We start from the raw sequence: 10,306 nt of genomic DNA, 5'->3' as shown, positions 1-10,306 counted from the left end.
AGAATATATGCCTTCTTTAACATGAATCCTGATAATCTCTTAATCCGTTAAATCGTGGTTCAGACATCTTTATAATTGCAGAATTTGTAATGTGACATTGTCAAGTTAATTTTTGCTGTAAAAAAAATCCTGTGATGACATAATTTATGCACCCCAGGCAATTGGAGACATTGACATAATTTTTTTAATCCGTTATGATAGTAAGAACTGAGCAAAGATTTTGGAAAAAGGATGAATGTAATGAAGACAGTCTTTATGAAAAAAAGTGATGTGGAGAAGAAGTGGTACCTTGTGGATGCCCAGGGAAAGATATTGGGCCGTATGGCGTCCATGATAGCGACTTATCTCAGAGGCAAGCACAAACCCATATTCACTCCAAACGCAGATACGGGTGATTTTATCATCGTCGTAAATGCCGAAAAAATAGTGCTTACGGCCAACAAGCTCAACCAGAAGTTCTACTACCACCATACGGGCTACATCGGCGGTATCAAGTCAGAGAGCGCCAAGGACAAGATCAAGAGGTCGCCCGAGACCATGATCAGAGACGCCGTGTGGGGGATGTTGCCCAAGAACAGACTGGGACGAGCTATGATCAAAAAACTCAAGGTCTACAGAGGCCCTCAACACCCTCATGCAGCCCAACAACCTGAACCAGTAAATATAGTATAGAAGGAGATTTTAATGACCGAGGTCAGATATACGGCAACAGGGAGGCGAAAAACCTCCATAGCCCGCATTATAGTCAAAAAAGGGGCAGGGCAGATCACCGTCAACAACAGATCGGTTGAAAACTACTTCTCAAGGGAAACCCTGCGGATGATTATCAACCAACCCCTTGAGATAACCGGTATGGTCGGAAAACTCGACGTGGTAGCCAGTGTGGTCGGTGGTGGACCCGCCGGACAGGCCGGAGCCATCAGGCATGGTATCTCCATAGCCCTGGTCAATTCCGACTCGGACTTCAGACCCAAATTAAAACGAGAGGGCCTGCTCACACGAGACCCAAGGGAAAAGGAAAGAAAGAAATACGGCCAAAAAGGCGCCCGTAAAAGATTCCAGTTCTCAAAGAGATAATTCCGCACTTATATCTGCAATGATATAGACCGTGGTATCTTATCGGATGCTATTTACCTGAAGTACGACAAAATAGTGGACAAGGGGGCATACGAAAGCGTAAATGCTGAAAGTTGTAATATGTGGAGGGAGTGGATACACGGGCAGTGAGCTTATGAGGCTCCTGATCAACCACCCCGGTGTACTGGTAACGGCCATAACCGCCGACCGCTATGTGGGCAAAACGGTGACGGAGCTGTTCCCTCACCTGTATGATTACACCGACTATATCTTTGAACCGCTACAGAAGGAGGCCTTGCTTGAAAAGGGCGATGTCTTCTTCACTGCACTGCCACACGCTGCCTCACAGGAGGTCGTGGACCACTTCCACCGAAACGGTAAGATGGTCATAGACCTCTCTGCCGACTACAGACTGAAGGACCCTGCCGTATACAGCCAATGGTATGGCACCACTCATCACTACCCCCAGACCCTCGCAAATGCCGTATACGGACTGCCCGAAATACACAGGGAGTCGATCAAGGGGGCGTCGCTGGTGGCAAATCCGGGATGCTATCCCACCTCCGTGTTGCTTGCCCTGTATCCAGCCCTCAAGCACAACCTCGTTGACGTTGACCACATCGTGATAGACTCAAAGTCCGGGGTATCGGGGGCGGGGCGGAAGGGGGAAGTTGCGCTATCTTTCTGTGAGGTCAACGGCGGATTCAGCGCCTATGGGGTCGCAACACACAGACACACGCCCGAAATAGAGCAAGGCCTCTCTCTGAGTGCACAAAAGCCTGTAACGGTCTCCTTCACTCCTCACCTGCTGCCGGTTAACCGTGGTATCCTGAGTACCGTCTATGCTACTCTTGACTCCGCAATCGACCTGGAAGAGGTGCTGTCGCTATACGAGCATACGTATGAAAATGACCCCTTCGTTATCGTCATGGACAAGGGGAAATTCCCAGATATTAAAAACGTCAAAGGGACTAACTTCTGTCAGATCGGTATTGCCATCGATAGAAAAAACACCCTTATCGTAGTCAGTGTCATAGACAATCTCATAAAGGGGGCATCAGGGCAGGCCATTCAAAATATGAATATCATGTGTGGCTTTGACGAAACCGTGGCGCTGAAGGCATTGTCAGTACTTCCCTAACCTGAGCTTTTCCCAAAAATCTATGTAACACATACAGGAGGATAAAACAACATGGTACTCAAGAGAAAGGTCGCCTTTGCGACGTCGCTGATAGTGGCCGGACTTGTCATAGGGCTGATACTCGCCTCTAACCTAAACATACAAAACCAGTCCGTGGCACAATCAAAGGAGGTTGCCCCGCGCAGCAAGGCAATACTGGAGCAGTTCAGCAATGCCCTGGCCGAAGTGACTGATGTGGCCAGACCGGCCGTAGTCAACATATCAACCATGAAGACCGTAGAAATGAAGGACAACCCCATGGGGCGATTCTTTGATGACCCGTTCTTCAGACGCTTCTTTGGGGATGAAAACCAATTCCACTCGCCCAAAAAACATGAGTCCAAGTCGCTGGGTTCCGGTGTAATCGTCCTCGACGACGGCTACATACTCACCAATAGCCACGTCGTAAAGGACGTGGATGAGATCAAGGTCATCCTCTACGACAAGACCGAGTACAAGGGCAAGGTCATCGGGACCGACTCCAAGAGCGACCTTGCCGTTATTAAGATTGAAGCCAAGGACCTGCCAACCATCAAGATTGGCGACTCAAGCAAGTTGAAACCGGGTGAGATCATTATCGCCATCGGCAACCCCTTTGGGCTGAATCAGACGGTTACAATGGGCATAGTCAGTGCCGTGGGCCGGTCTGACGTTGGCATTGCCGATTACGAAGACTTTATCCAGATAGATGCCGCCATCAATCCGGGCAACTCAGGTGGTGCCCTGGTGAGCATCAACGGTGAACTTGTCGGGATCAACACCGCTATCTTTTCAACAAGCGGCGGATATCAGGGCATCGGCTTTGCCATACCGACCAACATGGCTAAAAGCGTTATGGATAGCCTCATGAAAAAGGGCAAGGTGGTAAGGGGCTGGCTTGGTGTCAACATCCAACCCCTGACCCCGGAACTGTCCAAGTCCTTCGGGCTTACCGAAAAGACCGGCGTGCTGATTGCCGATGTCGTCGATGGCGGACCGGCCGATAAGGCAGGCATAAAGCGCGGCGATGTCATCGTCATGTTCAACGGTAAGGAAAGCACCAGTACCAGGCAGTTGCGCAACATGGTCTCGGCCATAGACCCGGGCACCACGGTTGACGTCAAGGTCATCAGGGAGACAAAAGAGGTTTTGCTAGGTGTCAAGGTCGGAGAACTGCCCGATGACAAGACTGCCGCCATGCTGCCCTCCGCACAGGAGTCTGAAACAAAGATGCGAGGCATCAGCGTTCAGAACTTGGCCCAATCACTGAGGGAGAGGTTTAACATACCGGCAAAGGTCAACGGTGTTATTGTAACCGGCGTCGATGAGGATAGCGTTGCTGCCTCTATCCTGCGTCCGGGTGACATCATCGGCGAAGTCAACAGAAAGCGTGTCAGTAATGTCAGCGATTACGAAACCGCAATATCCACGATCAAGAAGGATGACGATGTCCTGTTGCTGGTCTACAGGTCGGGGGCATTTATATACGTAACACTCTCAAGCAAGAAGTAATACAGAGAAAAGAGAAGGGGGCGGCTCCGCCCCCCCTCAGACCCCCCTGCAAGGGGACCAGTCCCCTTGACCCCATAAAAATGCCATGCGTTTTGTATTTAATCCAATAGAAATCTGCTGTACATGTTTACGTTAGGTTACTTAATAGAGCAGGTACTTTGCACGCAACTGCCGGAACTGTTGTAGTTGCTCCTGCCACTGTAGCGGGATAAACTGTGGGTCTGTGCGCTGCTTGATGGCTTCTACGGTGGATTCGCCGATAAGCCCCTTTGTGCTGTTGAGCTGAAAGCCTGGAAAGAGATTGTACAACGCAGAGGCGATCTCCACCCCCAGGACGGCGCTGTCAAGCTCCTTGCGATCGACGAGGACTATCTGAACACCATGGCAGACCTCGTTGGCGTATATTTCACCCTTGGGTTTAAAGTCCACCGGCAGGAAACGCACGCCCTCGATACGGCGACCGTTGAGATATGAGGCAAGTCGTATGGCATCTATCCACGGCGCCCCAAGTACCTCAAATGGCATGTCCGTGCCCCGTCCCACGCTGATGTTTGCACCTTCTATGAGCGCCACGCCCGGATATAACGTCGCCTGCGTCAGCGTCCTGATGTTTGGAGAGGGATTGACCCACTTCAGACCGGTTTCGTCATACCAGTCTGTGCGCTCATAACCCTGCATCTTGATCACGTGGAGCTTGACACCGATCTTGTACTGCTCGTTAAACATCCTGGCAAGTTCGCCAATGGTCATTGCGTGTCTGATGGGCATCGGAAAGTAGTTGGTAAATGACCTGAGATTGCTCTGTACAATGGGTCCCTCCAGGGACATGGCTGTGATTGGATTTGGCCGGTCCAGGACGTAAAAGGCAATCCCTTGAGCGGCAGCGGCCTCCATGGCATAGGCCATCGTCGTTATGTAGGTGTAAAAGCGCACACCGGCATCCTGGATGTCAAAGACCAGGGCATCCAATCCGGCAAGCATGGCTGGGGTGGGACGATAGGTCTTGCCGTAGAGGTTGTAAATGGGCACAGCCGTCCCGGGGTCTGTGGTGACGTCTGTCTTTATGATTTCGTCGTACTCGCCGGAGAAGCCGTGTTCGGGGCTGAAGATGGCCTTGAGTTTTACGTTGCGTCCCTTGTGAAAGAGGTCAACGTTGCGGCGTCCCTGCGAGTCTATGCCGGAGTGGTTGGTGATGAGTCCCACCTTGAGCCCCGACAACGACGCAAACCCCTCGGCAACCAGGACGTCCAGGCCCGTTTTGACCTTGCCGTTGCGCGGGCCTTTTGTATGATAGCTGTTTACGAGTTCGTGGTAGGCGGTCAGGGGGGTGCGACTTTTGAGTATACGCCGGGCAGGTTCCAACTCCAGTGCGGCACCGGCTATGGTTGCAATTTCGGCTCGCAGCGAAACAACATCCCCACCGCCACCAGGATGAACACGGTTAGAGAGGATGATAACGTAGGTCTCAGAGACTGGGTCGATCCAGATGGATGTCCCCGTGTATCCGGAGTGTCCGTAGGAACCCACGGGAAACAACACGCCACGATTAGAGGCAAACGGAGAGTCCATATCCCAGCCCAATCCGCGCACGGTCTTCTTGTCCATAGGCTCCTGCGGGGTGAACATCTTGGCGATGGTCAGGGGTCCCAGGATGCGGACGCCATTGAGCGTCCCTCCGTGCAACAGCATCCTGGCAAAGATGGCAAGGTCATCGGCGGTCGAAAACACACCCGCATGTCCTGCCACGCCATCCATCCTGTAGGCCGAAAGATCATGAGCCTCTCCCTGGAGCAGTTTGCCCTTTCGGTACTGCGTGGGGGCTATGCGGCTGCGGACATCTTCGGAGGGCCTGAACGACGTCTCCTTCATCCCCAGGGGTCTGAATATGTGTTGTGCGCAGTAGGCATCGAGTCTCTGGCCGGAGAGTCGCCAGACAAGTTCCCCAAGTACCTGAAAGTTCATATCGCTGTATGTAAAGTGTGTCCCCGGTGTGTACATTGGGGTTTCGTTGACGATCATCTTCATGGCCGCATCGTTGCCATGCCAGTATGGGGTCAGGGGCAGACCGGCGGGTAATCCCGAATAGTGTGTGAGCAGTTGACGGATGGTGATCTTTGCCTTGCCGTTGACCTTGAACTCGGGCCAGTGTTTGCCCACGGAGTCCTCAAGGCGGAGCTTGCCCGCCTCCATAAGCTGCATGATGGCGATGGTGGTGGCAATGGGTTTTGTCATAGAGGAGATGTCAAAGATCGTATCCACGGTCATCGGTATCTTGGCCGGCTCAACGGCACGGTAACCAAAGGCCTTCCGGTAGACGATGGCGTCCCTGTTGCCGATCAGTACGACCGCCCCGGGTAGCTTGCCTTCGCCTATGCTCTTGTCCACAAGCTCGTCAATTGAGGTCAGGTGTTCCTCGTTAAACAGCGATTGATGCCCTGTCGCTGCTGCTGCCCACAGGTAGGGGGGGGAACACGCAAAAAATACACTGAATACGATGTAACAGAGCGTGAGCAATTGAGGCATCTGAAAGTTCTCCTTAGATTTATTTATAGCAGACTTCGATTGGATCAAATGCAAAGTACGTGGCATTTTTATGGGGTCAAGGGGACTGGTCCCCTTGCGGGGGGTTCTGAAGGGGGGCGGAGCCGCCCCTTTCTTTTCTTCCGGTCAAATGCTATTGCCCTGAATTTGATACAGGCTACCAGTTTGTAATGTTCTGGTCGTCTACCTTGCCGTTTGGGCCAAGCGAGTAGAGGTCAAACATGCCATGTTCGCCGGGGCACTTGTACTGATAGGCCCTGTTCCAGGGGTCTTGGGGGATGGTCTGTTTGGCCAGATATGGGCCGCGCCATTTCTTCTCCGTGGAGGTCAATAACTCGGTAATCTCCTTGGGGCAACCGCCGATGTCAAGCATGTAGGATTGCACCGCCGAGGAGAGCATCTCAACCTGTGCCTTGGCAAGCTCCTCCTTGGACTTCTCAAAGCGTCCAAAAATGTTCGGCGCTATGAGAGAGGCTATCAGCCCAATGATCATCACCACGATCAGTATCTCAATCAGCGTAAAACCCGCCTCATCCGCTACAGCCTGTCTGCCGTGTGTACGTTTCATATTCATCATAAGTACCTGCCCATAATTAATTTTATGCGTAAATAAGAAAGAAGGGGGCGGCTCCGCCCCCCCTCAGACCCCCCCGCAAGGGGACCAGTCCCCTTGACCCCATAATACTCAATCCTATGGTTTATATAAAAACTTTTGTACATGCACTTATATATTGCCGCCAATGACACTAATTTGTCAAGGTCGTAACCAAAAACCCCCGACATCCGACAGGAAGGTGTTCACGTGCATGTTGGGCCTTTTGGGTGTCACCGAAGACGCCAAAGACCGCCGAACCACTGCCACTGAGCATGGCCGCCACCGCCCCATGCTCCAACAGATATGAACGGAGCTCGCCTATCATGGGATAATCGCCCTGGATGGCCTCCTGGATGTCGTTTCTCATCAGGGGGATGAGGGCATTGACGTCCCTGTTGTTGAGGGCGTCACAGAGGCGTTTGCCTATATGGTCGTTGGTGTGATTGAGGGAGGCGCAACTGGTGAAAGTCCTGAGCTTTTTATACGCCCAGGCAGTGGAGACCGAAAAAGGTGGTTTGATTATCAGGACGTCCCAGGGGGTGGTACTCTGCATTGGGGTTACGACTTCACCGCGCCCGCTGACAAAGGCACACGCCCCACCGACAAAAAACGGCACATCACTGCCAAGCATTGCCCCCAATTCCATTAATTGCCCCGTGGTAAGCCCCAGCCCCCAAAGGCTGTTAAGCGCAAGCAGCGTACAGGCACAATCGCTTGAACCTCCACCCAGACCGGCCTCGGTCGGGATCTCTTTTTTCAGGTGTATCCTGGCACCTTTTTTACATCCGGTGTGGCTACGAAGCAACGAGGCCGCCTTAAAGACAAGGTTGTCCTCCGTAGGGATGTCCATTCCCGTAACAACCTCAATTGCTCCGGCGGGTTCCACCGTCAGTTCGTCATACAGCGACACACGCTGCATCACCGACAACAGGTCATGGTAGCCGTCATCCCTCTTGCCGGTGATGTATATAAACCAGTTTATCTTTGCAGGGGCATTATAGTGCAACACCACAGATCAATGGTATCCTCTAAAAAAAGCATGGTAAGATGGGGTCAAGGGGGCTGGCCCCCTTGCAGGGGAGGTCTGAGGAGGGGGCGGAGCCGCCCTCCTTCTTTCTTTTGCTACCACAGATCAATGCTTGGAATGCACTTGTTGGTCAATCTTGCCCTGCACCCTCTCTGTCAGTCCTGGTTCGTCCTTGACGTGCTCTATGGACTTCTTCCAGAACTCTATGGCCTTTTCCTTCATGGACAGCTCCATGTAAACATCACCGAGGTGCTCATACAACACGGCATCGTCATTGACAAGCAACAGCGCCCTCTGCAACTCAACCAGCGCCTCCTGGTACCTGCCCATCTTGTAGTATGCCCATCCCAAGCTGTCTATGATATATCCACTGTCGGGTTTTAGCTCTACGGCTTTTTGTATAAGTCCCAGGGCTTCTTGTAGATTAAGCCCCTTGTCAACGTAGCTATACCCAAGATAGTTGAGGGCCTCGGCATGGTCGGGCTTTAGCTCCAGCACCTTTCTCAGCAGGGTGACCATTTCATCAAAGTTGCCTTCCTTTTCGTGTATAACGGCCAGATTGAAGTACAGCTCTTCATTTGTCGGATGCTTCTCAATGCCTCGGAGCAAGAAGCCCCTTGCCTTGCCGTAATCCTTCATGTGCGAATATGCCAGCGCCGGATACAGAAAGAACTCCGCTTTGCCGTCATCAAAGGACAGCAGCTCTTCATAGTATTTGGCAGCCATCTTGTAGTCCTCGGTTTCGGCGTACAGGAAGGCGAGCCGCAGGAAGGCGTTTACGTTTTTTGGATCGAGGTCGATTACCTGCTTGAGTTCTTCGATGGCCCTATCGTATTGTCGCAACCCCTCATAGGCCAACGACAGGTAGTAGCGGGACATGATGTGGTTCTTATTGGCCGTCTTGACGATCATAAACTCTTCAACGGCCTGTTCGTAGTTGCCGTTTTCCGTGTGCAGCAGACCGAGCTTGAGGTGTATATCGAGGTTTTCGGGCAGCTCCTTGCTGAGTTCGGTCAGTTGTTCGGTGGCATTTCCGAAGTCTTTGTCCTTGAGATAGTACCGCGACAGCATCTCGCGCGCCTTGAGGTTATGCGGATTGATCCTGAGGGCCTCCTTGAGGTAGTCATAGGCCTCGTCTTTTTTGTCCCTGCTGCCGGCGATGACTCCAAGGGCCACCAGGGCTGCATCAAACTCCGGATTTATATCCGTGACCTTGCGCATATATTCCTCGGCCTTATTCATGTCTCCTTGCTCTATGGAGATTACCCCGAGGTAGTAGAGACCCATCACGTTGTCGGGGGCCTTTTCGACAAGACCGGCAAAGACCTTTGAGGCGTTTTTATAGTCATTTTTGGACAGATACATTGCCCCGAGGTAGACATAGACTTCGGTATCGTCCTTGTTTAGCTCCACGATCTTCTCATATGTCTTTATGGCGTTAGTCGTGTCGTTTTGGGAGTTGTATATCTCCGCCATCAGTTTTAAGGCAGGTGTGTAATTTGGGTGTTTTTTCAGTACGTCTTTGTTTGCCTTGGCGGCTTCGTTAATCTTGCCCTGACGCCAGAGGAGCAGCGCCACCTGCATCCTGAGATACGGTGAAACCTCGTCTTCTTTTATCGCCGCCCTGTAGTGTTTCAGTGCGCCATCCCAATCCCTTTCACCCTCTGCTATGGCGCCAAGCATGAAGCGGTAAGCCGCACCGGAGTCAAAAACCTCCGCCTCCTGTGCCATACACACGGACGTTGAAAGTAACACTGCCAGTGTGGCAGCAACACATAAACCTTTGTAAACACAGTTGTCTTTATTTTTCATCTTTACTTTTTTGGTTCGCTGTTTTAAAGAGAGAGAGGGTTGCCGCCCCCTCGTCCCTTAATTTAAGTTTATCCTCAATAGCTACTGCCCCGGGACCACCTAGCAAGACCCCTTGCACTTGCAAGTAATAGCCGCCTTTTTAGTTACCTTCTTGATTGTCATCCTTGTCCACCACCTTTCTGTCGTTTAGTATATACTTATATAGTAACATAAATAAAAAATTTTGGCAGTCTCATAAAAAAATATTCCTGTCAATCGGTAAAAAAAAAGTAAAGGGGCGGTTTGTGGCGAGGCCAGTCCTCTTGCCCCCTTCCTGCGCAGGCTTGATTTTACACATTACCACGCCCCCTTGGCCTTTGCGGTATAAGCAGAAGAGCATAAGTAGCTATAACGTAATGCACCCGACAATAAATATAAATATTTACTTTTAATTAACCGATAAAAGATAGCGTATTTTAAGCAAAAAAATATATATACTATCTATACTTTTGCACTTTTTTATTAACTGGCTTTTTATGCGGTTTTTTAAAATGGATTCCCGTTTTCACGGGAATGACAAGAAATGGTATTTTGCGCCCATCTG

The 10,306-nt window shown here is 51.3% G+C and carries 8 protein-coding genes; 4 read left to right on the top strand and 4 right to left on the bottom strand.

Annotated features, from left to right (window positions below; all coding sequences use genetic code 11):
- The first annotated feature begins 240 nt into the window (after positions 1-240).
- The 4 genes from rplM (at position 241) to HWQ67_RS07210 (ending at position 3,748) form a co-directional block, all read left to right on the top strand.
- Positions 241-672 carry a 50S ribosomal protein L13 gene (rplM, locus tag HWQ67_RS07225; RefSeq protein ID WP_218252010.1) on the top strand — a complete coding sequence of 144 codons (432 nt, stop codon included), beginning with the start codon at positions 241-243 and terminating at the stop codon, positions 670-672.
- A 12-nt stretch (positions 673-684) separates the two neighbouring features.
- On the top strand, positions 685-1,077 hold the full coding sequence (gene rpsI / locus HWQ67_RS07220) for a 30S ribosomal protein S9 (RefSeq protein WP_218252009.1): 393 nt from the start codon (positions 685-687) through the stop codon (positions 1,075-1,077).
- Between the two features lie 103 nt (positions 1,078-1,180).
- Positions 1,181-2,218, top strand: coding sequence for an N-acetyl-gamma-glutamyl-phosphate reductase (argC, locus tag HWQ67_RS07215; protein ID WP_218252008.1), 1,038 nt, complete (start codon positions 1,181-1,183; stop codon positions 2,216-2,218).
- A gap of 51 nt (positions 2,219-2,269) precedes the next feature.
- Complete coding sequence (locus HWQ67_RS07210) at positions 2,270-3,748, top strand: DegQ family serine endoprotease (RefSeq protein ID WP_218252007.1); 1,479 nt, start codon at positions 2,270-2,272, stop codon at positions 3,746-3,748.
- 141 nt (positions 3,749-3,889) lie between these two features.
- Here HWQ67_RS07210 and HWQ67_RS07205 read toward each other — a convergent pair whose 3' ends face one another.
- The 4 genes from HWQ67_RS07205 to HWQ67_RS07190 all read right to left on the bottom strand — a co-directional run bounded on the left by HWQ67_RS07205 (position 3,890) and on the right by HWQ67_RS07190 (position 9,723).
- Positions 3,890-6,271 carry an exo-beta-N-acetylmuramidase NamZ domain-containing protein gene (locus tag HWQ67_RS07205; RefSeq protein ID WP_218252006.1) on the bottom strand — a complete coding sequence of 794 codons (2,382 nt, stop codon included), beginning with the start codon at positions 6,269-6,271 and terminating at the stop codon, positions 3,890-3,892.
- Between the two features lie 175 nt (positions 6,272-6,446).
- On the bottom strand, positions 6,447-6,857 hold the full coding sequence (gspG, locus tag HWQ67_RS07200) for a type II secretion system major pseudopilin GspG (protein ID WP_218252005.1): 411 nt from the start codon (positions 6,855-6,857) through the stop codon (positions 6,447-6,449).
- A gap of 178 nt (positions 6,858-7,035) precedes the next feature.
- Positions 7,036-7,896 (bottom strand): 4-(cytidine 5'-diphospho)-2-C-methyl-D-erythritol kinase, encoded by an 861-nt coding sequence (gene ispE / locus HWQ67_RS07195; RefSeq protein ID WP_218252004.1) that lies wholly within the window; start codon positions 7,894-7,896, stop codon positions 7,036-7,038.
- Between the two features lie 120 nt (positions 7,897-8,016).
- On the bottom strand, positions 8,017-9,723 hold the full coding sequence (locus tag HWQ67_RS07190) for a tetratricopeptide repeat protein (protein WP_218252003.1): 1,707 nt from the start codon (positions 9,721-9,723) through the stop codon (positions 8,017-8,019).
- Positions 9,724-10,306: the final 583 nt, after the last annotated feature.

Source organism: Candidatus Magnetobacterium casense, assembly GCF_019173545.1.
In the GTDB taxonomy this organism is placed as follows: Bacteria; Nitrospirota; Thermodesulfovibrionia; order Thermodesulfovibrionales; family Magnetobacteriaceae; genus Magnetobacterium; species Magnetobacterium cryptolimnobacter.
This window is presented reverse-complemented; position numbering and strand designations above follow the sequence as displayed.